Origin of the sequence: Acidovorax sp. LjRoot194, assembly GCF_964253015.1 — a bacterium.
Classification (GTDB): domain Bacteria; phylum Pseudomonadota; class Gammaproteobacteria; order Burkholderiales; family Burkholderiaceae_C; genus Acidovorax.
In genome coordinates this window covers 5,667,053-5,693,229 of the sequence record NZ_CAXUQB020000001.1, presented here as the reverse complement: position 1 = coordinate 5,693,229, position 26,177 = coordinate 5,667,053, and the positions used below count along the sequence as shown (strand labels likewise).

Below are 26,177 nucleotides of genomic sequence, written 5' to 3'. Positions count from 1 at the left end.
TTTCTAGTTCAATTGCGGCTTGGGAAAATGCCCACATAGGCAATGATGTAGTTCATGGCCATGGTGGGCATGATGTTGGCGTGCGCCTGGTTGCCGCCAGCGGCCGATACGGTACTTGCCGTCATGGTTTCCGGCAGTGGACCGCTGGAGGGCAGGGGCCCGTAGAGGTTGTCCGCGCCGGTCTGTGCGAGCAGCATGCCTTCCGGTTTTGCGCTGGTGGCGGTCGCGGCAGTGGCATTGAGCGTGTGAGTGTGCTGCGGCAGCTGTGCCGTGGACAACGTGACGCTCTCGCTGCCGTACACCTGCGACAGCACCCGCGGGGTCAGGCCGGGTCCCGTACCCTGGCCCACCGGCACGCGGCCACGCAGGTCCGGCAGCGCAAAGGTGTTCTGCCCGTCGCCTCCGTAGGCCGTGCCGATGAGCGTGAACAGTGTGTCGTACTCGCTGATGTTGAGCACGGCACCGTTGCACAGCAGCCAGCCGCGGGGCGCGTAGTTTCCGGCAAAAAGACGGATATCTCCGACATAGGAATCCATGATCGGTCTCTCGATGAGTTAGTTGCGGGAAGGGAAAATCCCTGAGATGGCGATACAGTAGTTCATCACCAGCGAGGGCTGACAGTTGTCATGCGGTTGGCTTGCGCCTTGCGCGCTCACCGAGTCGGGCGCAAGGGCCTGCAAAGGACTTGCAGCATCCGCGTAGAGGTTGACAGGGTTGCCGCCTGCCACTGCGCAGGCCACGGCGGCGTCAGCGAAGGTGGCGGAGTTGCCATTGCCCGTGCTGGCCATCAAGTTGTGGCCGTGTTGAGGCATCTGGCCCGACATCAGCGTGACTGACTCCTGTCCCCCCACCGTGCCGGGCGGCTCGTCTGGCGTGGCATGCCGGATCGAGCGTCCGCGCAGATCCGGCAGCTGGAAAGTGGTGCTGCCGTTGCCCCCGTACGTGATGCCCAGCAAGGAAAACAAGGCCTGGTTGCTGTTGATGGCGAGCGTCTGCCCCTGGCACAGCATCCAGCCCTTGGGGGGCCAGGCATAGGGCAGCAGGCGTATCTCGCCGAGGTAAGGGTTTGCCATTGTTTCAGCCTTTCGTGGTGGGGAAGATTGACAGGGGGCCCGCGCTCGCTGGTCTGTCCGCAGAAGACATGCCGGGGTGCCAAGCCATGCGCCATTGAACCGGGTGCGTTTCCACGGTCTCGAAACCCAGCGCCAGGTACAGGCGCAGCGCCCGTTGGTTTTGAGGGTCCACAGCCAACGTGACCGATTGACGACGATCCCTGTGTGCCTGGGCTTGAACTTGCCGGACCATGGCCGCGCCATACCCTCGCCCGTGCAGAGGCGGCACCACCGCGACGTCGACGATGTGGAGGGCGGTGCCGTCGTCGTGGACGATCATCTGGGCGACAGGCGTCTCGTCGGCCAGTGCGATGAGCGTCTGGGCGGAAGGGAAGCGGCGGCGGTAGTCGGCCTGCCGAAAGGCGTATTGCTGTGCAAGCATCGCATCCAGGGCTGCGGTGGGCAGGCCCAGCGCATGAAGGTGCGTGCAGTTCGCGGCGAAGAGCGCGAACAGAAAGGCAGCATCGTCCGGATGGCTCAGGCGGGTGCGCACGGGCGCCTCGCTGTCGATGTCACAAGGCATGTGCCACCTCCCGCTGCGGCGCGCGCTGCTCTGGCTGCGGCACCAGCGACCGGTGCAATCCAGACAGCCGCTGCCGAATGCTCAGGCTCTCGTCCGCACTGAAGACCGCCGCCTTGCGGGCACGGTCAGGCGCAAAGCGGGTGCCCGGTAACTTGGCGTTGCTCTGCATCCGCTGCTCCATCCGCGACCAGTCCTCTGCACCGCATCGCAGGCCGAACAGGGAAGCCACCTGCCGGATGGTCTGGCCGTCCAACTGCGCGTAGTCGATGCGGGCCAGAGCGGGCGACCCTTCGAGGGCCCCCATGGCCTGCATCATCCCTTCGAGCACGCCTATGCGATGCTCCAGCACCGAGGCTGCTTTGGACGTAGAGAACACCCGGTCAACCCAGGCCAGCGAGGGGTCGCCCGACATGTGCCGACCCGCCAGCGCGTGGTGGGATGCCAGGATCTCCACAGGGTCTCGCACCAGCGCGACTGCCGGGACGGCGGGGTACAGGCCACGCAGCAGATCCCACTGAAAGATGTCCCATGCATTCCATTTGACGACCATGCGGCGGCCGGGGAACAGACCCGCTTTCAGGTCGATCAGGCACTGGAGATGCGCCCGCCTGTCCTGCGGACTGAGTGCGGGGTCCACCAGCACCTCGGTGAGCACGGGAGACTCTGAAAACACCACCGCGTCATCCAGTTCCGACAGGCAGCCCGACAGCAGCGTGGAGCCGCACCGCGACAGGTGAAAAATGAAACCCGCGGGCAGCGCCCTGGGCACCCGCCCGTCACAGGCCGCCAACGCGCGCAGAGACGACTGGGGCGTGACGAGCTGGTCCAGCGCGCTGCGTTGCCAGCAACGGCTCAGGTACTCGTCGTGAAAAGGTTCGGTGGGCGGGCCGTCGGGCAGGCACCAGTGCAGGCGTCCGCTGCGCGCGTGGTAACGGTGCGGCAGCCAGAGCCCTGCCATCTGGGCCACCACTTCGTCGGGAAGAGCCTCGCGGTTGAGCGTATCGAGGGCCTGCACAAGCCATGCGTCGGTTTGTTCGGCCACGCCCCAGAGCGCACGCAGCGCGTCCAGCAGGCCAGCCACCGAGTGCGCCTGGCGGCACAACGCCAGCTCTGCCTGTGAGCAGAGCAAGGCGTGATAAGCCGGCCGTAGTTCATGCACAGAGCGCGCCCTCCTGAATGCGCTCCAACAGCCACGGTGTGACCACGCAGTCCATCACCAGGTGGGTGCGCGTGGCCCGGCTGTTGTTGACGACCTCGTGCTCTTCATCGGCATTGAAGTACCAGATCTCGCCTTCGTGCATGGGCATTTCGTGGCCCGCGACGATGAAGTGCACGTCAGGGTTCGTCCACACGGGGACGTGCAGGCGGGCCTCGCCGCAGCCCAGGTGAAGGCCGTGGTCCCGGTGGGGCCGGATGCTGGCGCCCGCATGCAGCCGCATCAGCCGCACGGACTTGAGCGGGCACCGGATGGTGCCCAGCAGCTGTCGAATGGCGGTGCACGGCTGCAGCGCTGGCAGATCGTCCCAAAGGTCGGTCGCAGAGGCCAAGGAAAATCCCTGCAGGATCGGGTGCGCGTCGACGTGCTGCTTTTGGCAGCGCAGCGGCATCACATCCCACCCACCGTCGTAGTCACCGCGGTTGACATGGGGCAACCAGGCGCGCGCCATCAGCTGTGACACCTCCGCCCGCACCGTGGCGAGCGGCACCGGAATATCCAGGCGCGAAAACAGCGGCCCACGCACCATGGGCTCGTCGGTGGGAAGGCTCGCAACATCCCGCGGCATGGTCATGGCAGAGGTACCCGGTCAGCGTTCCGCGGCACAGGCTCCAACCCGCTTGGCGCTGAAAAGTGGTGGGCCGGACGGGCCTCCAGAAGCTCCAGCATGCGGGCCACACACGCCGGGATCGACAGCAGGTCGGTGCGCAGCACCAAGTTTGGCGCGGTAGGGGCCTCGTAGGGCGAATCGATGCCGGTCAGGTGGGACAGCTGGCCGCTGCGCGCCTTCTGATACAGGCCTTTGGTATCACGTTGCTCTGCCACGGCCAGGGGCACATCCACAAAGATTTCGAGAAAATCACCATCGGCAAACAGCTCGCGTGCAGCCTGGCGCTCGGCGCGGAACGGGGATATGAAAGCCACCAGCACCACCACGCCAGCGTCGACGAAGAGGCGCGCCACCTCGGCCACCCTGCGCATGTTTTCCACGCGGTCCGCATCTGAAAACCCCAGGTCCTTGCACAGGCCGCGCCGGATGTTGTCGCCATCGAGGACGTAAGTGCGCTTCCCCGTTCGGTGCAGTTCCACGTCCAGCGCATTGGCCAGAGTGGATTTGCCAGCCCCTGACAGCCCCGTGAACCAGATCACGCGCCCGCCATGCCCGGCCAACCGCTCGCGATCTTCACGCTGGACGGTGAAGGACTGAGGTGCTACTGCGGACTGACTGCAAAAATCTTGGAGGGGCATGAAAGCTGGACAGGTATTGCGGGGCTTGCAAACAAGGGTGCAGGCGGGTTTTGTGCGTGAATATGTGCGAATCCACTTGCACGCACAAGAAAAAAATGACAGGTGTTACTTTCTCGTCCGGCCCATGCACCGATGGATCGCGTTGATACACGCGTCGATGCGGTGGAGGCTACGTCCTTCTCAATCTCAAGACTCCCCCGCGCAGGTAGGAGTGCCGTGACCTATCATGGTCGGTTTTCCTGCACCAGGCCCCTCCCCGTGACCGACCACACCGCCCCGTCACCCGCCACACCTGATGACGGCACGTACCTCGCCCGCGCCCTGCGCGAGCAGCGCATCAGCATCCGCGGCGCGCGCACGCACAACCTCAAGAACATCGACCTGGACATCCCGCGCAACCAGCTGGTGGTGATCACGGGGCTGTCGGGGTCGGGCAAGTCGAGCCTGGCGTTCGACACGCTGTACGCCGAGGGGCAGCGCCGCTATGTGGAAAGTTTGTCGGCCTATGCCCGGCAGTTCCTGGGGCGGCTGGACAAGCCCGATGTGGACCTGATCGAGGGCCTCTCGCCTGCCATCAGCATCGAGCAGAAGGCCACCAGCCACAACCCGCGCTCCACCGTGGGCACGGTGACCGAGATCCACGACTACCTGCGGCTGCTCTACGCCCGCGCCGGCACGCCCTACTGCCCCGACCACGGCCTGCCGCTGGCCGCGCAGACCGTGAGCCAGATGGTGGATGCCGTACTGGCCCTGCCGGAAGACACCAAGCTCATGCTGCTCGCGCCCGTGGCGCGCGAGAAGAAAGGCGAGTTCACCGAGCTGTTCGCGCAGATGCAGGCGCTGGGCTACGTGCGCTTTCGGGTGGACGGCCAGATCTACGAACACGAGAACCTGCCCGCGCTCAAGAAAACCGAGAAGCACAACATCGACGTGGTGATCGACCGCATCAAGGTGCGGGCCGACCTGCAGCAGCGCCTGGCCGAGAGCATCGAGTCGGTGCTGCGCGTGGGCGGGCACGAGGGCAACGGCCGCGTGCTGGCGCTGGAGATGGACACGGGGCAGGAGCACCTGTTCAGCAGCAAGTTCGCCTGCCCCGTCTGCAGCTACTCGCTGCCGGAGCTGGAGCCGCGCCTGTTCTCGTTCAACTCGCCCATGGGCGCGTGCCCCGCGTGCGACGGCATCGGCCAGCGCGATGTGTTTGACCCGGCGCGCGTGGTGGCCTTTCCCACGCTGAGCCTGGCCAGCGGTGCCATCAAGGGCTGGGACCGGCGCAACGGCTACTACTTTGCGATGCTCGAGAGCCTGGCCAAGCACTACGCGTTCAACATCGAGGCACCGTTCGAGTCGCTGCCCGCACCGGTGCAGCAGGCCATCCTGCACGGCTCAGGCGACGAAGAAATCGCCTTCAGCTACATCATGGACAGCGGGGCCTCCAAGGGCAAGGTGTATGCCAAGAAGCACCCGTTCGAGGGCATCATCCCCAACATGGCGCGGCGCTACCGCGAGACCGATTCGGTGGTGGTGCGCGAGGACCTGGCGCGCTTTCGCAGCACCCAGCCCTGCCCCGAATGCCACGGCACCCGCCTGCGCCGCGAAGCCCGCCACGTGCGGCTGGGCGAGGGCGAGCAGGCCCGTGCCATCTTTGAAGTGAGCCACGCCACGCTGAACACCGCCCATGCCTGGTTCAACGACCTGAGGCTCACCGGCGCCAAGGCCGAGATCGCCGACAAGGTGGTGCGCGAGATCGCCACGCGCCTGCAGTTCCTGAACGACGTGGGCCTGAGCTACCTGAGCCTGGACCGCAGCGCCGAGACCCTCTCCGGCGGCGAGGCGCAGCGCATCCGCCTCGCGTCCCAGATCGGCTCGGGCCTCACGGGCGTGATGTACGTGCTGGACGAACCCAGCATCGGCCTGCACCAGCGCGACAACGACCGCCTGATCGCCACGCTCAAACACCTGCGCGACATCGGAAACAGCGTGATCGTGGTCGAGCACGACGAAGACATGATGCGCGCCGCCGACCATGTGATCGACATGGGCCCCGGTGCGGGCGTGCACGGTGGGCGCGTGATGGCACAGGGCACGTACGACGAAGTGCGTGGCAACACGCAGTCGCTCACCGGCCAGTACCTGTCGGGCGCGCGCTCGATTGCCGTGCCCCCGCGCCGCACGCCCTGGCTGCCGGTGCTCGAGCAGGCTGCACCGGTGGTGGAGGCCAAGGCCAAATCGCGCTTTCCGCAGACCGAAGCCAGCAAGCGCCGCGCCGAACGCATGGCCGAGCACCACGCGCGCCAGGGCGCCCTGCAGGCGCTGCGCGTGGCAGGCGCCACGGGCAACAACTTGAAGAACGTGACGGTGGACTTTCCGGTGGGGCTGCTCACCTGCGTGACGGGCGTGTCGGGCTCGGGCAAGAGCACGCTGGTCAACGACACGCTGTACGCCGCCGTGGCCCGCCAGCTGTACCGCGCGCACGAAGAGCCCGCCGCGCACGACGAGATCGTGGGCATCGAGTACTTCGATAAGGTCATCAACGTCGACCAGAGCCCCATCGGCCGCACGCCGCGCAGCAACCCGGCCACCTACACCGGCCTGTTCACCCCCATCCGCGAGCTGATGGCCGAGGTCAACACCGCCAAGGAGCGTGGCTACGGCCCCGGGCGTTTCAGCTTCAACGTGGCCGGCGGCCGCTGCGAGGCCTGCCAGGGCGACGGCGTAGTGAAGGTGGAGATGCACTTTCTGCCCGACGTGTACGTGCCCTGCGACATCTGCCACGGCCAGCGCTACAACCGCGAGACGCTGGAAGTGCTGTGGAAAGGCAAGAACATCGCGCAGATCCTGGAGCTGACGGTGGAAGACGCCGCCGCCTTCTTCAAGGACGTGCCGACCATTGCCCGCAAGCTGCAGACGCTGCTGGATGTGGGCCTGTCGTACATCCGCCTGGGCCAGGCGGCCACCACGCTGTCAGGCGGCGAGGCGCAGCGGGTGAAGCTGGCGCAGGAGCTTTCCAAGCGCGACACGGGCCGCACGCTCTACATCCTGGACGAGCCCACCACCGGCCTGCATTTTGCGGACATCGACCTGCTGCTCAAGGTGCTGCACCAGCTGCGCGATGCGGGCAACACCATCGTCATCATCGAGCACAACCTCGACGTCATCAAGACCGCCGACTGGCTCATCGACATGGGCCCCGAGGGCGGGGCGGGCGGCGGCACCGTGGTGGGCGTGGGCACGCCGGAGGACCTGGCGGCCAACCAGAATAGTCACACGGGCAAATATCTGCGGCCATATTTAATTTCGTTTTGACCTCGAAATTACGCCGAGTAACAACAAACACCTTTGGAAACGGAATTATTCTGCAAATGCTTTAACAATCGCTCCCCATATTGTTTATTACACTGGGAATGTTTTCGTGAGTGAAATTGTTAAAACAGATGTGGCCAAACTGCGAACACAACTAGAGCAAAGATTGCCTTCTGTGCCACTCTTTGAACTCAGTGATATCCCGGACGTTATGCGCTCGCGAATGGGCTGGCCAGTGGCGGCAGCAATGATGGACCGCTGGTTCAGAAGTTCAAAGTTCGAAATGAGTCTGGAGATGAAACGAAGTACGGAACCTCCCTGTCTGTTGCACCAACTGCATGAAGAGAGGCTAGACGAAAAGCTGATTAAGATGAAATGGGCGCTTGGATTTGCAAGGGTGCAAACCGCTTTGCGTAATTTACAAACTAATTGGTCGAGTAAGGCCGGTTTAGAGTTGCTTCATGGGCGAATTAGTAGGCAGGGTTTTGGAAAATCACAATCTTGCTGGCGCTTTGGGAATCTTAGTCGGCCAGTCAAAGAAATCGACAATATTTGCCAGGTTAATAAAGAGCCGATAGGGGCACTTAGTGATCCTATGGATGACTTTTATGCCGCAATGGGACAATCTACGCTGAAGGTAGCGGTCTCAGGCATTGTCACATCTGATAGTAGTACAAAATTTTCCATTGAAATAGATGAGCTCGGATTTTATCTAAAAGATGCATATGATTTTAATGATGATTTATTCCTGTCTCAGCCACTTGGTTTTTGGGGTTTTAAAGGCGTAGAACGGACTCCTCGGTTTACTCTAGATGTTTTTACGACGCCGAGATTTGTCAATTCTACGGATATTGAGGAAGTGCGAGGGCGTACCTACTTGGTCCATAACAAGCACTTCAGGTTATGGCGCGAACAGCATGGTCGGGGAGGGGATTTTGTGGTGGTTTCTGACTTGCATAGGGTACGCTTGCCCCAAACCATAAAATATTCATGGTGACTATTTTTTAATTTAAAAATATTAAACTAAGGATTGTTTGAGATATTTAAAAAAACAAAAAGTTTTTTGGATCTTTTTTGCGACCTTTGCAATTTTGATGGGTTGTTACTTTGCGCGGTCGCAATTTCAATCGGTCCATTATAGTCCTCATCGAGTTTATGAGTTGGAATTTCATCGCCCATCACTATGGCAGCGTATGGTTCATATTAACTTCCGGGATCCGGCCTTTGTTCGGCTTTACCGGGTTGAGCCAAAATCTTTGTTGGGTGAGAGCCCAGTGGTGGATCTCGAAGGGGGCGCAGAGATTATGTGGCTTATCGACGAGCCGCACGCTTTAGGCAAGGTATGGGCAGGTCAGGATGCCGTTTTTCACAACATCCCTCCTGAGTGCAACTCCACATCCACAATGCCGACTTGTCCAAAGGGTGAGTAACTAGGGAGTGGTTATTTATCTGCCATTAACGATTGGCCTGTCCTATACATGAACCCATCATTGACCAGAAGACCGGTAACCCCACCACCCTGGTTCAGCGCAGTGTGCAATACAGTGCCCACGTTCGAACTACGGCAGAGACACCATAGAAGTCGCGAATCTCAAACAGAAGCTGTAGAGGTAAAAAGGCATTGATCTAGCGGCGAGTCAGCGCCCGCTGCGGGATCTCTGCGCGGCTGCCCAGTTGCTGGACGCGGCAGGCGATGTCCTGAGCAGGCAGGCAGGGTGGCCCAGGCGCTCAGTTGAGCAGACGAACCGAAAAGTCGGTACTCGGCCGGATGGTGCACGGAGCGACAACACGGTGGTTCAGAATGCCGAGTTGTAGGCCCATCGTTGGATAAGCCCTAACCAGCTATCAAAACAGTAGCTATTTGCAAGCGCATCCGAGTACGCCCCGGCCCGCCGCACCACGCGCCCGCTGGCGGTCGCCGCGCTACCGCGCTTGCAGGTCTCCGGTGCCGCTTCTTCCGCAAGCCCCGCTGCCCCGCTCACCCAGGCGTTTTCTTGAGCTTGCGGTACAGCGTCTGGCGGCTGATGCCCAGGCGGCGCGCGGCCTCGGACATGTTGCCGCGGGTGGACTGCAGGGCCTGGTCGATGGCGGTGTGGGACAGCTGCCGCAGGTTGAGTGGCGCGGGCGGGGGCCCGTCGTCGTCTGCGGTGGCTTGGCCGGTGGGCCAGGCCGTGGGCCCGCTGCCTGCGTGTGCGTGTTCCTCTTTCTGTTCCCGCGCCGCCAGCGCCTGCGCCAGGTCGTCCGGCAGATGGTCCCAGCGCAGCGTGTCTTCGCCGTCGTCAAGCATGGCGCAGGCGGTGCGCAGCACGCTGGCGTACTGGCGCAGGTTACCGGGCCAGGGGTAGCGCGCCAGGCGGGCCAGCAGGTCGGGGGCCAGCTGCAGGCTGCGCGGCCGGCCGGGGCAGGGGCTGGGTCCTGTGGTCGGTGTGGCCAGCGAGCTCAGCAGCTGCTGCGTCAGCGCCAGGAAGTCGGTGCGCTCGCGCAGCGCGGGCAGCTGCACCGTCAGGCCGTTGATGCGGTAGTACAGGTCTTGCCGAAAGCGCCCTTGTTCGGCGGCCTGCATCAGCTGGCTGTGCGTGGCGCTCACCAGCGCAAAGTCCACCGTGTACGACTTGCCGGCGCCCACCGGCGTCACGCTGCGCTCCTGCAGCACGCGCAGCAGGCGGGTTTGCATGGCCAGGGGCATGTCGCCGATTTCATCGAGGAACAGCGTGCCGCCGTGGGCCTCGCGCAGCCGGCCCGCGCTGCCCTCCTTGCGCGCTCCGGTGAAGGCGCCGCCCACATAGCCGAACAGCTCGGCCTCGATGAGGTTCTCGGGGATGGCGCCGCAGTTGATGGCCACGAAAGGGCCGTCGCGCCGCGGCCCGCTGGCGTGCAGCGCGCGGGCGAACACTTCCTTGCCCACGCCCGACTCGCCCTGGATCAGCACCGGGATCGGCTTGCCCACCACGCGGCGCGCCTTGTCGGCGGCGCTGCGCCAGCGGGCATCGCCCGTGTCCAGCTGCGCGAGGGCATCCGCGGCCTGTGCCGGTGCCGCGGCCTCGGGGGCTGCCACTGCGCCGCGGGCCGACGCCAGCGCGGTGCCCGGCCACGCTGCGGGGTCCCTCTGCACCTGCGCGAACAGCAGGGCACCGCCGGGCAGGCGCACGGCCTGCGGCTGCTGCGGGCGGCGCTGGTGGTGCGACAGCAGGTCGTCCAGCCGCGCGTCCACCACGCGCTCGAGCTCGGTGGCGCCCACATCGCTGGCGCTCAGGCCCAGCTGGGCCAGGGCTGCGCGGTTGGCGCCCACGATCCAGCCGTCGCCCGACACGGCCACGATGCCTTCGGCCACGCTGCCGATGCCTTCGGGGTCGCGGTGCAGGTGCAGGCGGATGTTGCGCTTGCAGGCGGCGGCCAGCAGGCGGTTTTCGATCATGCGGGCCGCGGTGCTGACCAGGCCCAGCGTGTGCGCGTGCCCCTGGCGGTAGTCGCCCGAGATGTCGAGAATGCCCAGCAGCTCGCCGGTGGCCGACAGGATGGGCGAGGCCGCGCAGGTGAGAAAGCTGTTGCGCTCCAGAAAGTGCTCGCCGCCGTGCACCTCCACGGCCGTGCATTCGGCCAGCGCGGTGCCGATGGCGTTGGTGCCCCGGTGCGCTTCGTGCCACGACGCGCCGCTCGTCAGCGCCACGCGCTCGGCCTTGCCCACGAAGCCCGGGTCGCCCAGCGTGTGCATCAGCATGCCGCGGCGGTCGGCCAGCACCACCACGCTCTGGCTGTGGCGCACCTGCTCGAAGAGGTATTCCATCACCGGCCGTGAATGCGCCAGCAGCTCGGGGTTGCTGGCCAGCGCATGGCGCAGCGTGCCGCTGCTCGCGTGCTCCACGCCCGGTGCCCGGCCCGTGGGCGCGAGGCCAGCGGCCATGCTGCGGCTCCACGATCGGGCCAGGCGCTCGTCCAGCAGGCCGCTGGGGCACTGGCCGAACTCCAGCAGGTGCTGGCGGGCCTGTCGCAAGGCCACAAGGGGTGGAATGGTGGCGGAAGAACGCACGCGCTGGTCTCCTGTGCAGGCGTCTGGTGCACCCGCTGCGGCCAGTATGGCGCCCCCACCCGGCCGGGGCAAGGGCGCCGGCGTGCCGCGCGGTGCGGGTGTTCCATTTCGTGACAGGTGTGGCGTTGCGGAACACGGCGGGCGGGCACGGTGTGACGGTCCGGACAGTGCTCCGACAGAAAAATCCCCATGGAATCAACGGTCCGCTGCGTGCCAGGCGCTGGCATGCGTCTTGAGTAGGGGAGTGCATCGGAGCGGCCCGCCCGGCCGGCCGATGCCACACACAACATCCCTGGAGACAACGCACATGACCGTATACGCAGCCCCCGGCGCCGCCGGCGCCAAGATCGCCTACCAACCCCGGTACGACAACTTCATCGGCGGCCAGTTCGTGGCCCCGGTCAAGGGCCAGTACTTCGACGTGATCTCGCCGGTGAACGGCAAGGTCTACACCCAGGCCGCGCGCTCCACCTTTGAGGACATCGAACTGGCGCTGGACGCCGCCCATGCCGCTGCCGATGCCTGGGGCAAGACGGACGCCGCCACGCGCAGCAACATCCTGCTCAAAATCGCCGACCGCATCGAGCAGAACCTGGAGCTGCTGGCCTATGCCGAAACCGTGGACAACGGCAAGGCCATCCGCGAGACGCTGAACGCCGACATCCCCCTCACCGTGGACCACTTCCGCTACTTTGCGGGCTGCGTGCGCGCGCAGGAAGGGGCGCTTTCCAACATCGACGAGAACACCGTGGCGTACCACATCCAGGAGCCGCTGGGCGTGGTGGGCCAGATCATTCCGTGGAACTTCCCCATCCTGATGGCCGCGTGGAAGCTGGCCCCGGCGATCGGCGCGGGCAACTGCGTGGTGCTCAAGCCCGCGGAGTCCACGCCGATTTCCATTTTGATCCTGGCCGGGCTGATCGCCGACCTGTTGCCGCCGGGCGTGCTCAACATCGTCAACGGCTACGGGCGCGAGGCGGGCATGCCGCTGGCCACCAGCAAGCGCATCGCCAAGATCGCGTTCACCGGCTCCACCAGCACCGGCCGCGTGATCGCGCAGGCCGCTGCCAACAACCTCATCCCCGCCACGCTGGAGCTGGGCGGCAAGAGCCCCAATGTGTTCTTCGCCGACATCATGGACAAGGACGACGCCTTCCTGGACAAGGCCATCGAAGGCCTGGTGCTGTTCGCTTTCAACCAGGGCGAGGTCTGCACCTGCCCGTCGCGTGCGCTGATCCAGGAAAGCATCTACGACAAGTTCATGGAGCGCGTCTTGAAGCGCGTGGCCGCCATCCAGCACGCCAACCCGCTCGACACCGACAGCATGATGGGTGCGCAAGCCAGCAAGGAGCAGCTCACCAAGATCCTGTCGTACCTGGACCTGGGCAAGCAGGAGGGCGCCGAGGTGCTGGCCGGCGGCGGCCAGGCCCACCTGGGCGGCGACCTGGAAGGCGGCTACTACGTGCAGCCCACGCTGTTCAAGGGCCACAACAAGATGCGCATCTTCCAGGAGGAAATCTTCGGCCCCGTGCTGGCCGTGACCACCTTCAAGGACGAGGCCGAGGCCCTCGCGATCGCCAACGACACGCTGTACGGCCTGGGCGCCGGCGTGTGGAGCCGCAACGGCAACGTCGCCTACCGCATGGGCCGCGCAATCAAGGCCGGGCGCGTGTGGACCAACTGCTACCACGCGTACCCGGCGCACGCGGCGTTCGGCGGCTACAAGGAGTCGGGCATCGGGCGCGAGACGCACAAGATGATGCTCGACCACTATCAGCAGACCAAGAACCTGCTGGTCAGCTACAGCGAGAACAAGCTCGGCTTCTTCTGAGGCCCATCGACATGGCACAGGCACGCACCGTTCGGGCTGAGCCTGTCGAAGCCTTGCGCGGCGCTTCGACAGGCTCAGCGTGAACGGGTTGCGGGTGGTGCTGAAGGGCTTGTGTAGCAGCCGTGGCCCTAAAGCAGCCGCAGACGGTACAGCGGTCGCCGACGGGATCGGCCGACGACAGAGCGCTGCAGGTGTTGGCCGAAACTTCCCCACCGTTCAGGCTGAGCTTGTCGAAGCCTTGCGCCGCGCTTCGACAGGCTCAGCGTGAACGGACTGGTGGGTGCAGAACTATGGAATCTATGCAAGGGGTGGGGGCTGGCTACGGCTCCCATTGCTTGTGACAAAACAAGGAGACACCCATGGTCGACAAAGTCATCGCCACCCCCGCCGCGCTGGAGCTGGTGGCCTTTCTGCAAGCCAAGCACGGGCCTGACCTCATGTTCCACCAGTCAGGGGGCTGCTGCGACAACAGCGCGGCCAACTGCTATCTGCCCGGCGAGATCACGATGGGCGCGGGCGATGTGTACCTGGGCGACATCGGCGGCTGCCCTTTCTACATCGGCCGCGCGCAGTACGAGACCTGGAAGCACACGCAGCTCATCATCGACGTGATCGAGGGCACGGGCGGCACCTTTTCGCTGGAGGGGCCCGAGGGCAAGGCGTTCCACACGCGGTCGCGGGTGTTCAGCGATGCGGAGCTGGCCGCGCTAGGCATCGAGCGCGGCGTGGCGGGCGGTTGAGGGGGCGGATTTTGAGGTAAATCGGCCTCTAACGCCTGTCCATGAAGCGCTGGCAGCTATCGAATTTGCAGCAATTGAGATGCAGGCGCGGTGGCCGGCAGGTGCGCGTTGCCTTCGTCGCCCAATCTGAAAACCGACACCACCTGTACCAGGTCTTCGGCCTGCAGCTGCAGGCTGCCGGCGGCCGCGGCCATTTCTTCGACCAGCGCGGCGTTCTGTTGCGTGACCTGGTCCATCTGCGTCACGGCCTCGCCCACCTGGGCCACGCCCAAGGACTGTTCGTGGCTGGCGGTGCTGATCTCGCCCACGATGTCCGTCACGCGGCGGATGGCGCTGACCACCTCGTTCATCGTGCTGCCAGCGCGGTCCACCAGGGCGGTGCCGTGCTCCACGCGCTCCACGCTGGCGCTGATGAGGGCCTTGATCTCGCGGGCGGCCCCGGCACTGCGGCCGGCCAGGCTGCGCACTTCGCTGGCCACCACGGCAAAGCCGCGGCCCTGCTCGCCTGCTCGCGCTGCTTCCACCGCGGCGTTGAGCGCCAGGATGTTGGTCTGGAAGGCGATCGAGTCGATCACGCCGATGATGTCCGAGATCTTCTGCGACGACGCGTTGATGCCCTGCATGGTGTGCACCACCTGGGCCACCACTTCGCCGCCCTGCACGGCCACGGTGCTGGCGCTGTCGGCCAGCTGGCTGGCCTGGCGCGCACTGTCGGCGTTCTGCCGCACGGTGGAGCTCAGCTGCTCCATGGACGCCGCGGTTTCCTCCAGCGCGCTGGCCTGGCTCTCGGTGCGGGCCGACAGGTCGGTGTTGCCCTGCGCGATCTGCACGCTGGCCGTGGCCACGCTTTCGGAGCCGCTGCGCACCTGGCGCACCACCCCGGTGAGCTGCGTGCGCATCTGCAGGAGCGCCTGCAGCAGCTGGCCCACTTCGTTCGTGCCGTGGGCGATGGGCGCGCCGCCCAGGTCGCCCTGGGCCACCGCGCGCGCCAGGCCCACGGCCTGCTTCAGGGGCTGTGTCATCGAGCGCACGAACACCAGGGCCATCGCGCAGGTGGCCGACAGCGTCACCGCCAGCGCCACCGCCACCCACAGCAGGCTTTGCTGCAGCCGCGCCACGCGGTCCTGCAGCGCCTGGGCGAGGCTGGCCAGCGACTGCGTGTTGAGTGTGTTGAGCGCATCGATGGTGCGGGTGAGCGCGTCGAAGTAGTCCTTGGAGGCCATCTTGAGTTCGGGCGCGTTGATCACCTCGCGCTCGGCCAGCTGCAGCGATTGCTGGATCTGCGCCTGGATGTCCTGCGTGCCGCTGCCCAGGGCCTGCCGAAGCTCTGCATCGCCTTGCAGCGCGCGGTCCAGCCCGCCGAAGGTGTCGCCCTGCAGTTCGCCCACGCGCTGCTGCAGCACCAGCATCTGGCCCTTGGCCTCGGGGCTGAGCTGGCCGCGGCCGAGCGCGCCCGCGCCCTGCGCGCGCAGCAGGCCCAGCTTCTCGCCGAGCAGCGGCGCCTGGATCAGCGACGACTGGATGAGCGCATGCGTGGGCGCTTCGGGATCGATCTGCAGGCCGTAGGCGTGCACCAGCGACGCGCTCAGCTGCAGCAGCGTGCCGATGAGCTGCGTGTGCTGCGCCGTGCTCTGCGCCAGCTCGATGCCGCGCGCGGCCACCGCCTGCTCCAGCGTGCGCCAGGCCTGCTGTGCGTCCCTCCAGGCCGCAGCCTGGGCCGCGGGCACCTGTGCGCTGGCAAAGCGCTCGGTCACGTCGCGCAGTGCGGCCTCGACCGCCTCGCGCGCAGCGGGGCGGCGTGCCGCCAGCGACTCGTCGCCGCCCAGCATGCCGGCCGACAGGCCCCGGTGCACCTGCACCGCCTGCACCAGCCGCGTGACGGCCTGCGCAGGCGGCACGCCGCGGGCCTCCTGCCGGGCGTGGCCGATGCCGCGCAGTGCGTCGGCCACATAGACATACGTGGGCAGCGCGCTCATCATCAGCCCGAGGGTTCCGAGGATCAGGAATTTTTCGAGCAGGTTCAGTCGGTGAAGCAGTGACATGGCAGGGCGGCACGCCGGGGCGTGCAAGGTGAAAACCGGCTCTGGCGTGGTCGGCCATCGCCGGTGGGCGGCGCGGCAGGCCGGGGCCGCAGGGTTGCTACGCAATGTAGGCAAGTGCGGCCTGCAGGGTGTTGACTCAGGTCAAGCTGTGGCGCCGGCCCCGGGCCTGCGCACCACCGGCGCTGCACCTACGTTCGCGCGCGGGCTGCACTGACGCGGCGCCCCCTGCAGCGCGCCGGGTGGCTGGTGATAATGGCTTCATACCCCCTGCACCGTTTTGATGGAGCACCCGCATGCAATCGATCACCCTGCGTTTCCTGGCGTCCCAAAGCACCCTGCCGCAGGCCGGCCGCGTGCCCGGCGGGACCGTGCTGCGCTGGGTGGATGAAGCCGGCTTTGCCTGCGCCAGCGCCTGGGCCAAGGGGCCGTGCATCACCGAGTTCGTCGGCGGCGCGCAGTTCATGCACCCCATCCGGCCCGGAGACCTGGTCGAAGTGCATGCCCGCCTGGCGGCGACCACGGACACGGCCATGCAGCTGGCGGTGGAGGTGCGCAGCGGCGGCCTTCACGGCGAGCCGCAGCACGAGGTGCTGCACTGCGTGGCGGTCTACACAGCGGTGGACTCCGACGAGCAGCCCCGCACCATCGACAAATGGAGCCCCGAGACCCCCGGCGATATCGCGCTGGCGCAGCGCGTGCAGGCCCACATCGACGCGGCCCGCAGCGCGCAGTGACGGGGCACGGCACGGCGCAGGGGGCGCCGCCGCTGCGGGCGCGAGACCTGCTCATCGCGCTGGTCGTGGTGGTGTTGTGGGGCGTGAACTTCGTGGCCATGAAATGGGGGCTGCGCAGCTTCAGCCCCTTTCAGCTGGGTGTGGCGCGCTATGTGTTTGCGGCGCTGCCGCTGTTGCTGACGATCCGGCCGCCGCGCGTGCACTGGCGCTGGGTGCTGTGGTTCGGTCTGTTCCAGGGCGTGGGGCAATTCGGGTTCTTGTTCATTGCGATGAAGACGGGCATGACGGCCAGCCTGGCCAGCGTGCTGCTGCAGACCCAGGTGTTCTTCACGGCCTTGTTCGCATTTGCGCTGCTGCGCGAGAAGCCGGGGCGTCCGCTGCTGTGGGGATTGGCGCTGGCGGCGCTGGGCCTGGCGTGTTTTGCGATGAACCACCTCGGTCACGGCACCGTAGTCAGCGCCGCACAGGCCACCACATTGGCAGGCCTGTTGCTGACGCTGTGTGCTGCTGCGATGTGGGCCGCATCGCACATCGTGGCGCGGCTGGCGCAGAACGCGAGCCCGGGTTACGACCCACTGGCCTTCGTGATCTGGAGCAGCGTGGTACCCATCGTGCCGTTCATCGCCCTGTCGGCGGTGTTCGACCCCGACGCCGCGCGCTGGCTGCAGTGGGACACCCTCGCCAGCGTGCCGCTGTCGGCCTGGGCTGCCGTCGCTTACCTGGGCTGGGCGGCCAACACCGTGGGCAATGCGCTGTGGACGAACCTGCTGCAGCGCTACCCTGCCAACCGCGTGGCGCCTTTCAGCCTGGCGGTGCCGGTGGTCGGGCTCACCGCGGGGATGCTGCTGCTGGGCGAAGGCGTGGCGCCCTGGCAGTGGGCGGGCATTGCGCTGATCGTGGCGGCGCTTGCCTGTGTGGTGCTGGGGCCCAGGCTCCAGAGAAGATAGCCCGCCACCCATCGCACCGCCCCGTGTTTGCTATCGGATTGGGCGCGTCGTCGTGCCGTCGTGGCGGCGCAACCTGCCCCCGCCTGCCCGGTCAGTTGATAGGCCTGCCCTGGCGCCCGATCATGGTCATGTCCACGAAGTCGGAGCCGTTGTGGTTGCCGGGGCTGAAGGTCACTTCGAACCCGCCCACATCCACCTTCATCTGGGACAGCGTCTGCAAAAAGCCCGCGCGCGTCGGTGTCGGGCCGGTGCGCTTCAGCGCTTCGCAGAACACCTTGGCGGCGATGAAGCCCTCCAGCGAGATGTAGTCGGGCTGGGCGCCGGCCCCACCGCTCTTGAGCAGGCGGTTGTACTCCTTGCTCACTTCCACCACCTGCTTGAAGGGGTTGGGCACCAGCTGGGTGACCGAGATGCCGAAAGCCTGGTCGCCCAGCTCCTGCGCCAGTTGCCGTGCGCCAACCAGGCTGCGAGCGTAGTACTGCGCCTTGCGGCCAGTGGCAGCCTCGTAGCCTTTGATGAACGACACCGCGTCGGTGCCGGACACGCCCAGCAGCACGGCCTGGGCCTCGATGGGCGCAAGCTGCCGGATGGCGTCTTTCGGCTGGGCAGAGTTGTTGGCCATGCTGCCGGTGCCCACCAGGGTGGCGCCGTATTTCTTCAGCAAAGGCTCCAGCTCGGCGAGCAGCTCGTCGCCCGTCTTGCTGGTGTAGCGCACGAACGCAATCCTGCGGATACCCAGGGTGGTGACGTGCCGGATGATCGCCTCCAGCTCGGCATGAAAGCTCGCGCGCACGGTGAAGACCATGGGGCTGCTGGAGCGGTACACGTCGCTGGCACCGGTGTACGGCGCAAAGAAGGGCACTTTGTACTTCGTCGCCACCGGAATCACCGCGCGGGCCACCGGCGTCCAGGTGTAGTGGGTCAGCGCGAAGGCACCGTGCTGCTCGATGAGCTTGAGGGTGTTCTCCACCGCCAGCTCGGGCTTGTACTGGTCGTCGAGCGACACCAGGCGGATCTTGCGCCCATGGATGCCGCCGCGGCGATTCACCTCGTTCAGGTACAGCAGCGCGCCGTCGCGGTACGCCGCCGCCTGGCTGGCAAAACTGCCGGTGAAGGACGCCGACTGGCCGAGGACGATTTCGTCCTTGGACACCTCTTGGGCAGCGGCATGCAAGGGGGCCAGCAGCAGTGCCCAGATCAACAACCAGACTTTCATGGCGATGTCCTTGTATTCATGGAAAACAGTGGTCCCCATGACGCCGGGCTGTTCATCACAGCGGGTCATGCAGCGGGCATGGGATGGGGTGAGGTCGCCCGCAGCGTGGGCGCGTGCGGGTGGGTTGGCAGCCGTGCAGCCTGAAGCTGCACGGCGGGGCGATGGCGCTGGCCAGGCGTTGCCAAGCGCCAGCCATGGGGTGTGCGAGAGCGCCTGTGCGCCCAGGCGCACGGACGGCGCCGGGGGGACAGCTAGGTCAGTGCCTTGCGGCGCGCAAAGCGCACCACCGTCACGCCCGCACGGGCTTGGCGCACCGAGGGCATCACCAGCACGCAGTCGTCGTACGGTGTGGTCACCGGCACGCCGTCGTTGTCGCCGATGACGGTGCCCGCTTTTTCAAACACCTCAAGGCCTGTGTAAGGCGCCACGAACCGGAACGCGCTGCTGGTGGCCACGACCGGGCCGGTCACATCCAGCGCCCACTGGCGGGGTGCATCGGGCAGGCGCCAGCCGGGTAGCTGCGCTGCCAGCGCGGCGGGACTGATCACGCCGGACTGCTCCAGAAAGCGCACGCACTGGTCCTGCGCCACGGCGCGGCTGGCGGGGTCGCCATGAAAGCCGCATTCGACCAGCAGCGAGCGGGTGTCGGCGGCTTCGCCCCCACCGGCGCCCTCACCGTCGTTGCCCGGCAGGCCGAAGCGGCCGTAGTCGCGCATGCGCACGCCGTCCTTGTGGCCCGCGTCGACCACGACGTGCTCGGGCGAGCGCATGGCGCGCGCCAGCGCCAGATTGCGCGGCTGGATGCCAGTGAGCAGCAGTGGTGCCGACGGCTCGTGCATGGAGTGGATGTCGAGCAGCCAGTCCGCACGCGCCACGAAGGGCCGCAAGGCCGCAGCGCGGCGGCGTTCCGCGGTGTCGGCCGCGTCGATGCGCTCGTCGAGCCACTGGCGGTTGAGGTCTTCGTCGGTGAAGCGCGAGGCATCGTGGCTTGCGGCGTCGAAGCGGTCGAAGGCTTCGAGGTTGCAGAACGCGAGCGTGAGCGTGCCGGACTCCGGCCGCACGCCGGCTTCGAGCAGGCCCTGGATCGCCCAGGCGCCGCACAGCTCGTTGCCGTGCACCAGCGCGCTGATCATCACGTGGCGCCCGGGCTGGCCCGAGTCGAAGTGCCACACGCCTTCGGTGCCGGTGTTGCCGGCGCGCCAGGCGCTGATGTCGGGCGCGGGCAGCGCGAAGGTGAGCGGTGGCACCGCGCCGTGGTGGAGGTCGTCGTTGCGGTTCATTCTTCGATCTTGGCGAATTCGACGATCTTCTTGTACTTGGCCACTTCGGCAGCCAGGTACTGGTCGATGTTGACGTTGGTGGCCGCCACTGTGGAGCCGGTGGCTTCCATCTTCTTTCGGAAGTCGGGCGACTGCAGGCTGTCGTTCAGCGCCTTCTTCACCTTGTCGAACACGGGCTTGGGCAGGTTGGCGGGCGCCAGCAGCGCGAACCACACGCCGATGTCCACGTTCTTGAACTGGGGCGACTCGGCCAGGGCCGGGATGTCCGGCGTGGTGGGCGAGCGCTTGGCTTCGGTCGTGCCCAGGGCGATCACCTTGCCGCTCTTGATGTGCGGCAGGCCGCTCGAGAGCACGAACACGCCGAATTCGAGGTTGTTGCCCAAGAGGTCGTTGGTCAGCGGCGCCACGCCGCGGTAGGGGATGTGCGTCATGAACAGCTTGCCCTGCTCCTTGACCATCTCACCGGCCAGGTGCAGCGACGTGCCCACGCCCGAGCTGCCGTAGCTGAACTTGCCGGGGTTCTTCGAGACCTTCTGCGTGAACTCGGCCACGTTCTTCACGCCCGAGCCGGCGGACGCCACCAGCACCAGCGGCTGCGAGGCGATCAGGCCGATGGCGGTGAAGTCCTTCACGTCGTACTTCACCTTCTTGGTCACCAGCTTGTTGATGGCGATCTCATTGCTGGCGCCCACCAGCAGCGTGTAGCCATCCGGCGCCGCGCTGGCCACCTTTTGCGCGCCAATGGCACCGCCCGCGCCGCCGATGTTCTCGATCACCACCGGGACGCCCAGCTTGTTGCCCAGCTCGGTCGCCACGGTGCGCGCGGTCAGGTCGGTGCTGCCGCCCGGCGGGTAGCCCACGACGATGGTGATGGGCTTGGAGGGATAGGCGTCCTGCTGCGCCCAGGCGGGGGCGGTGGCCAGGGCCGCCAGGGTGCACAGCAGCGCGGTGCGGCGCAGGGGGGAGGACAAAGACGGGTGGTGCATGGTGTGAGGTCCGGGTCGGTGGTGTTGTGGGCTGCTGCAAACCGCCACGGGGTCAGGATTACGAGGCCACCCAGGGCGGGTGGTGCCGTAAAACTTCCTGCGGCGTAACCCATTGTCGAAAATACGATCTGCTGTGTTGGTGCTGAAACGGCACCAACCATTGCCAATCCGTACCGGGCGTGCAGGGAAAACCCCTGCGTGATGGATGAATCCACCAATGCATGTGTCGCATCCACGCCGGACCTGAGCAGTACCTGAGCGGCACCTAGGCCGCATCGATGCTGCATTCGTGCTGCATCGGCGGGGCATCACCGCTGTGACAGGGCCTTCCACAGTGCCTCGGCCAGCGGCCCCAGGCGGCGCTTGGGCCGGTACAGGCGCACGTCGAACCGCACCTCCATCCGCGCATCCCCGGCAGGCGCGAGGCGCCGTGCCTTGCAGTCGGCATGCACCATGGACCAGGGCAGCCAGGCCACGCCCAAGCCCTTTTGCACGTATTCGTAGTGCGCGTCGGCCGAATCGCACTCCACCACCCGCTGCAGGCGCGGGGCGTGCGGGTTGTGCGCCAGGTGGTCCTCCACCAGCCGGCCCAGCGCCAGCTGCGGTGCGTAGGCGAGGTAGGGCACGGCATCTGTGGTGCCTGGTGGGCCGAATCGGTACATCGCGTGGCCCTGCGCCGTGGCGCGCGACACCGGCACCAGCCGGTCCGAGGCCACGGTCATGTGCAGGAACTGGCGCGCATCGAGCCGGATGGCCAGCGCCGGGTGGTGGTACACCAGCGAGAAGTCGGCCTCGTTGCGCTCCAGCAGCGCCACCGTGTCGGCCAGCGCGCGGGTGCGGATGCACAGCTCGCCGCCTTGCAGCAGCGGCTGCAGGCGCACCAGCCAGTCGGCCACCACGGTGCGCGCCAGCGTGCGGCCCGTGGCCAGCGTCACCGTGCGGGCCTGCCGGCCGGCCAGGCTTTGCAGTTCCTCGTGCGACTGGGCGAGGTTGCGGGCCAGCTGGCCTGCGGTTTCCAGAAAGCTGTGCCCGGCTGGCGTCAGCGTGACCGGGCCGCCCGTGCGCTCGACCAGCGGCGTGCCCGCCCAGGCCTCCAGCGCCCGGATGCGGCGGCCAAAAGCCGGGTGGGTGACATGCCGCAGCTCGGCCGCGCGGGTGAAGCTGCGTTCCTGCGCGAGGACGATGAAGTCCTCAAGCCATTTAAGCTGCATGGCGGTGCGGCGTCGGCCGGTGGGTGGGGCGGGTGCTCATCATGCGTCGGCCCCCCAATTGCGGTGCCTCAGCGGCTGCGCGAGGCTTCGAGCACGGCGCGGGTGCGCTGGGCCTCGGTGCGCGCTGCGTCCGCGAAGTCGTCGCCCTTGGAGGCGTACAGGATGGAGCGCGACGAGTTCACGATGATCGGCCCGCCGTCCCGCAGCCCGGCACGCACGGTGGCTGCCGCGTCGCCGCCCTGCGCGCCCACGCCGGGGATCAGCAGCGGCAACGTGGGCGCAATGGCGCGCACACGCTCGATCTCTTGCGGGTAGGTCGCGCCCACCACCAGGCCGAGCTGGCCGTTCTTGTTCCAGGGCCCCTGCGCCAGGCGCGCCACGTGTTCGTACATCAGCGGCTGGCCCTCCACGCTGGCCAGGCGCTGGGTCTGCAGGTCGTCGCCACCCGGGTTGGAGGTGCGGCACAGCAGGAAGGCGCCCTTGCCGTGGTAGGCCAGGTAGGGCTCGATGGAGTCAAAGCCCATGAAGGGCGAGAGCGTGACCGCATCGGCGCCGTAGCGCTCGAAGGCCTCCTTGGCGTACTGCTCGGCGGTGGAGCCGATGTCGCCGCGCTTGGCATCCAGGATCACCGGCACGTGCGGTGCGTTGGCCCGCATGTGCTGCATCAGGCGCTCGAGCTGATCTTCGGCGCTGTGCGCGGCAAAGTAGGCGATCTGGGGTTTGAAGGCACAGACCAGGTCGGCCGTGGCGTCCACAATGGCGGCGCAAAAGTCGTAGATCTTGTGCGCATCGCCCTGCAACCCCGCAGGAAACCGCGTGGGCTCCGGGTCCAGGCCCACGCACAGCAGGGAGTTGTTCTGCGCCGTGGAGTCGCGCAGCATGTCGGTGAAGGTCATGGGGCGTGATTTTAAGTGGGGGCTGCTGGCAGCTGCCGGTTTTCTGGCGGCTGCCCGTGTGCGACGTTGTCATGCATGCGCTGGCCCCTGCTGAGCAGGCAATAAAAAAGGCCGTCGAAACGGCCTTTTTGAATAGCGAACAGCGGGCTGCGGCTTAGCGCTGCACTGCCAGCAAGCGCTGCACGTCGCGGTCGTTCGGCAGGGCATAGTCATAGCCGCGGATGATGCGGCTGTCTTCGGTGCGCACGAGCTTCAGGCTCACGTAGGTGTAGTTGGCTGCAGCCGAGTACGTACCCACCAGCACCAGCGAGGCGCTGTGATTGCGTGCAATGTCCTTGATCTCGCGCGACAGCAGCAGCTCGCCGGCGCCTTCGCGCACGAACACGTCGCCGCGCAACTTGACTTCCTTCACATCGAAGCCGGTAGCCGCCATGTGCGAGGCATATTGCTCGGACAAGGTGCGGCCCAGAGGCGCAGAGCGGCTCAGGTCGTTCACGTTGACCACCGTGGCCACCAGGACGGGACCTGTGCCGGTGGCGGTGAGGTCAAACCCTGCGGTCAGCTTGGACACAGCGTCGCGGCTGCTGTTCAGGAATTGGTTGTTCGAGGCTTCCTGGTAGGTCGGCTCGTTGCGGACGGTCGTGCCATTGTTGGCGCAACCAGCCAGCAGAGCTGCTGCGGCCAGTGCGGTCAGAAGTGCAGCGGATTTCATTGCGAGACCACCTTCATGTTGACGTACTTGTAGTAAGACGGACGCAGGAACAGCGGCGTGTCCGCGTTTTCCAGGTAGTAGACGTCGGTCTTGCGGGCCACATACTGGCCACCGCGCGTGACGGTGGTGGTCAGGATCAGCTCGGTGTTCGTCGGGCCGCCGGAGTTGATGCTGGAGCCGTAATCTGCCAGGCCGGTAAAGCCCAGCGTGGCCAGCAGCTGCGTGTCGATGTGCTCGTGGCGCAGGCCGTAGGCGGCCATCAGGCCGGCCGCGATCATCGTGAACTGACCGGGAATGAAGTGAGGACGGGCGCTGTTGTGGCGCACGAGCTGGGTGTTGTAGGTGACGGTGAGCGTCTGGCCAGGGTCCTGCAGGACGGGCGCGCCGCTTTGCACAAAGCGGGTGATCAGGAACTCGCGGAACGCCAGGTCAAACGGGCTGGGGTTGGGCGGCTGGGCCACGTACAGCGCGGTGCCGGGGGCTGTGCCCGCCTTGTCGAGCGTGCTCAGCGTCTGCGCCACGACGTCGTTGGAAAGCAGTTCCCAGTGGCCTGCGGAGCGCACCTTCGGTTGAACCGTCAGTTCAAAGTTCTCTGCGAGAGGGATGGGCGAACGATAGGCGCAACCCGCCAACGTAGCCACGGCGCCAGCGAGTACCGCCAAGCTGACTGCTTTTGAAAATTTCATGATTCCCTCCTACGGACTTTGAGAGGCGGGGACATGAACAGATACATCCCACGCGATTGAAAAATAATTCTGGGCGGGATACTCAACAAAAACAAGAAAAAATTGAGGTAACTGCGCCCTGCCGCTCGCAATTCGTTGTTTTTGGTCACAGTTCCGTGTGACTGCTTACGTGCAGTCGCATGCGCTTGCGACTTCATACGTAACAAAAATCAATTTGAGGTAACGGCTCGTTTTTGAAGAATGTCGAATGCAGGCAGTGTCTTTCCCTCTAGCACTTCCAGGAACGCGCCGCCGCCGGTAGAGATGTAGCCCACCTGCTTTTCAATGCCGTACTTGGCAATGGCCGCCAGGGTATCGCCGCCACCGGCGATGCTGAACGCGGGGGATTCAGCGATGGCCTTGGCGATCTCGCGCGTGCCGTTTTCAAAGGCGGCGAACTCGAACACGCCCACCGGGCCGTTCCAGACGATGGTGCCGGCCGATTTGAGCTGGGCGGCCAGTCGGGCTGCGGTTTGTGGGCCGATGTCCAGGATCAGGTCGTCCTCGGCCACGTCTGTAGCGGCTTTGACGGTGGCGGGTGCGTCGGCGGAGAACGCCTTGGCGGTGACCACATCGGTGGGGATCGGCACATCCGCGCCCCGTGCTTTCATGGCGGCGATCACCTCGCGCGCCGCGTCCAGCAGGTCCGGCTCGGCCAGGCTCTTGCCGATGGGCAGGCCGGCGGCCAGCATGAAAGTGTTGGCAATGCCGCCGCCCACGATGAGTTGGTCGACCTTGTCGGCCAGGCTCTTCAGGATGGTGAGCTTGGTCGACACCTTGGAGCCCGCCACGATGGCGGCCAGGGGGCGCTGGGGCTGCGCCAGGGCCTTGGTCAAGGCGTCGATCTCGGCTGACAGCAGCGGGCCTGCGCAGGCGATGGGCGCGAACTGGGCGATGCCGTAGGTGGTGCCCTCGGCGCGGTGGGCGGTGCCGAACGCGTCGTTCACGAAGATGTCGCACAGGGCGGCCAGCTTGCGTGCCAGGTCTTCCTTGTTCTTCTTCTCGCCCACGTTCAGGCGGCAGTTCTCCAGCAGCACGACCTGGCCGGGCGCCACGGTCACGCCGTCGACCCAGTCGGCGACCAGCGTGACCTCGCGGCCCAGCAGTTCCGACAGGCGCGCCGCCACTGGTGCCAGGGAGTCTTCAGGCTTGAACTCGCCTTCGGTCGGGCGGCCCAGGTGGCTGGTCACCATGACGGCGGCACCGGCGTCCAGCGCCATGCGGATGCAGGGGATCGAGGCGCGGATGCGGGTGTCTTCGGTGATGCGGCCGGCGTCATCCTGCGGCACGTTCATGTCGGCACGGATGAAGACGCGCTGGCCTTGGGCCTTGCCCTGGGCGCACAGATCGGAGAAGCGGAGGATGTTCATGGCAGAGATTTGGAAGGAGGAAAGGGGGCTCGCGGCGGCCATTTTAGTAACCGCGCTTGAG

Annotated in this window: 22 protein-coding genes; 6 read left to right on the top strand and 16 right to left on the bottom strand. The window is 66.1% G+C overall.

Annotation, left to right across the window (positions count from 1 at the left end; genetic code table 11):
- Window positions 1-8: 8 nt before the first annotated feature.
- From ACSQ3N_RS25800 to cysC, 6 genes are read right to left on the bottom strand one after another with little or no spacing between them, the layout of a single operon-like run.
- On the bottom strand, window positions 9-536 hold the full coding sequence (locus ACSQ3N_RS25800; RefSeq protein ID WP_056171351.1) for a phage tail protein: 528 nt from the start codon (window positions 534-536) through the stop codon (window positions 9-11).
- Window positions 537-554: 18 nt separating this feature from the next.
- Window positions 555-1,073, bottom strand: a complete 519-nt coding sequence (locus ACSQ3N_RS25795; RefSeq protein WP_056171349.1) for a phage tail protein — start codon at window positions 1,071-1,073, stop codon at window positions 555-557.
- Between the two features lie 4 nt (window positions 1,074-1,077).
- Window positions 1,078-1,635, bottom strand: a complete 558-nt coding sequence (locus ACSQ3N_RS25790; protein WP_056171347.1) for a GNAT family N-acetyltransferase — start codon at window positions 1,633-1,635, stop codon at window positions 1,078-1,080.
- Window positions 1,625-2,764: a sulfotransferase family protein gene (locus ACSQ3N_RS25785; RefSeq protein ID WP_156372142.1), complete on the bottom strand. Its 1,140-nt coding sequence runs from the start codon at window positions 2,762-2,764 to the stop codon at window positions 1,625-1,627. The genes ACSQ3N_RS25790 and ACSQ3N_RS25785 overlap by 11 nt, the downstream gene beginning before the upstream one ends.
- A gap of 22 nt (window positions 2,765-2,786) precedes the next feature.
- A complete protein-coding gene (locus ACSQ3N_RS25780; RefSeq protein ID WP_235507445.1) occupies window positions 2,787-3,425 on the bottom strand; it encodes an aspartyl/asparaginyl beta-hydroxylase domain-containing protein in 639 nt (212 codons plus the stop codon).
- Entirely contained in the window at window positions 3,422-4,099 is a 678-nt protein-coding gene (gene cysC, locus ACSQ3N_RS25775) for an adenylyl-sulfate kinase (protein WP_082517048.1), read from the bottom strand. Before cysC ends, ACSQ3N_RS25780 begins: the two co-directional genes overlap by 4 nt.
- Window positions 4,100-4,420: 321 nt before the next feature.
- Between cysC and uvrA the strand changes: the two genes are divergently transcribed.
- Window positions 4,421-7,402, top strand: a complete 2,982-nt coding sequence (uvrA, locus tag ACSQ3N_RS25770; RefSeq protein WP_200926947.1) for an excinuclease ABC subunit UvrA — start codon at window positions 4,421-4,423, stop codon at window positions 7,400-7,402.
- Window positions 7,403-7,508: 106 nt separating this feature from the next.
- Entirely contained in the window at window positions 7,509-8,396 is an 888-nt protein-coding gene (locus ACSQ3N_RS25765; RefSeq protein ID WP_436147836.1) for a DUF6402 family protein, read from the top strand.
- A gap of 981 nt (window positions 8,397-9,377) precedes the next feature.
- On the opposite strand, the gene ACSQ3N_RS25760 is transcribed toward ACSQ3N_RS25765, so the two are convergent.
- The gene (locus ACSQ3N_RS25760; protein WP_436147835.1) at window positions 9,378-11,426 is read right to left on the bottom strand and encodes a sigma-54-dependent Fis family transcriptional regulator; all 2,049 of its coding nucleotides are present in this window, start codon (window positions 11,424-11,426) and stop codon (window positions 9,378-9,380) included.
- Window positions 11,427-11,733: 307 nt separating this feature from the next.
- Between ACSQ3N_RS25760 and exaC the strand changes: the two genes are divergently transcribed.
- Both exaC and ACSQ3N_RS25750 read left to right on the top strand, forming a co-directional pair.
- A complete protein-coding gene (exaC, locus tag ACSQ3N_RS25755) occupies window positions 11,734-13,257 on the top strand; it encodes an acetaldehyde dehydrogenase ExaC (protein WP_436147834.1) in 1,524 nt (507 codons plus the stop codon).
- Between the two features lie 359 nt (window positions 13,258-13,616).
- Window positions 13,617-13,997: a DUF779 domain-containing protein gene (locus ACSQ3N_RS25750; protein WP_436127993.1), complete on the top strand. Its 381-nt coding sequence runs from the start codon at window positions 13,617-13,619 to the stop codon at window positions 13,995-13,997.
- Between the two features lie 56 nt (window positions 13,998-14,053).
- Here the strand turns inward: ACSQ3N_RS25750 and ACSQ3N_RS25745 are convergent, their stop codons facing one another.
- Entirely contained in the window at window positions 14,054-16,039 is a 1,986-nt protein-coding gene (locus tag ACSQ3N_RS25745; protein ID WP_436147833.1) for a methyl-accepting chemotaxis protein, read from the bottom strand.
- Window positions 16,040-16,332: 293 nt separating this feature from the next.
- Between ACSQ3N_RS25745 and ACSQ3N_RS25740 the strand changes: the two genes are divergently transcribed.
- Together ACSQ3N_RS25740 and ACSQ3N_RS25735 are read left to right on the top strand one after the other, a co-directional pair.
- Complete coding sequence (locus ACSQ3N_RS25740; RefSeq protein WP_056171332.1) at window positions 16,333-16,773, top strand: acyl-CoA thioesterase; 441 nt, start codon at window positions 16,333-16,335, stop codon at window positions 16,771-16,773.
- Window positions 16,770-17,720, top strand: a complete 951-nt coding sequence (locus ACSQ3N_RS25735) for an EamA family transporter (protein ID WP_436147832.1) — start codon at window positions 16,770-16,772, stop codon at window positions 17,718-17,720. Before ACSQ3N_RS25740 ends, ACSQ3N_RS25735 begins: the two co-directional genes overlap by 4 nt.
- Before the next feature lie 91 nt (window positions 17,721-17,811).
- Here ACSQ3N_RS25735 and ACSQ3N_RS25730 read toward each other — a convergent pair whose 3' ends face one another.
- From ACSQ3N_RS25730 to ACSQ3N_RS25695, 8 genes are all read right to left on the bottom strand, one after another.
- Entirely contained in the window at window positions 17,812-18,936 is a 1,125-nt protein-coding gene (locus tag ACSQ3N_RS25730; RefSeq protein WP_436147831.1) for an ABC transporter substrate-binding protein, read from the bottom strand.
- A gap of 251 nt (window positions 18,937-19,187) precedes the next feature.
- Window positions 19,188-20,216: a succinylglutamate desuccinylase gene (locus tag ACSQ3N_RS25725; protein WP_436147830.1), complete on the bottom strand. Its 1,029-nt coding sequence runs from the start codon at window positions 20,214-20,216 to the stop codon at window positions 19,188-19,190.
- Window positions 20,213-21,202, bottom strand: coding sequence for a Bug family tripartite tricarboxylate transporter substrate binding protein (locus ACSQ3N_RS25720; protein WP_436147829.1), 990 nt, complete (start codon window positions 21,200-21,202; stop codon window positions 20,213-20,215). The genes ACSQ3N_RS25725 and ACSQ3N_RS25720 overlap by 4 nt, the downstream gene beginning before the upstream one ends.
- A gap of 308 nt (window positions 21,203-21,510) precedes the next feature.
- Entirely contained in the window at window positions 21,511-22,413 is a 903-nt protein-coding gene (locus tag ACSQ3N_RS25715) for a LysR family transcriptional regulator (RefSeq protein ID WP_056171323.1), read from the bottom strand.
- 68 nt (window positions 22,414-22,481) lie between these two features.
- On the bottom strand, window positions 22,482-23,309 hold the full coding sequence (gene pyrF, locus ACSQ3N_RS25710; protein WP_436147828.1) for an orotidine-5'-phosphate decarboxylase: 828 nt from the start codon (window positions 23,307-23,309) through the stop codon (window positions 22,482-22,484).
- A gap of 154 nt (window positions 23,310-23,463) precedes the next feature.
- Window positions 23,464-24,021 (bottom strand): FlgO family outer membrane protein, encoded by a 558-nt coding sequence (locus tag ACSQ3N_RS25705; RefSeq protein WP_056171319.1) that lies wholly within the window; start codon window positions 24,019-24,021, stop codon window positions 23,464-23,466.
- A complete protein-coding gene (locus tag ACSQ3N_RS25700) occupies window positions 24,018-24,707 on the bottom strand; it encodes a hypothetical protein (RefSeq protein ID WP_056171317.1) in 690 nt (229 codons plus the stop codon). Before ACSQ3N_RS25700 ends, ACSQ3N_RS25705 begins: the two co-directional genes overlap by 4 nt.
- A 209-nt stretch (window positions 24,708-24,916) precedes the next feature.
- Window positions 24,917-26,116, bottom strand: coding sequence for a phosphoglycerate kinase (locus ACSQ3N_RS25695; RefSeq protein WP_436147827.1), 1,200 nt, complete (start codon window positions 26,114-26,116; stop codon window positions 24,917-24,919).
- Window positions 26,117-26,177 lie beyond the last annotated feature (61 nt).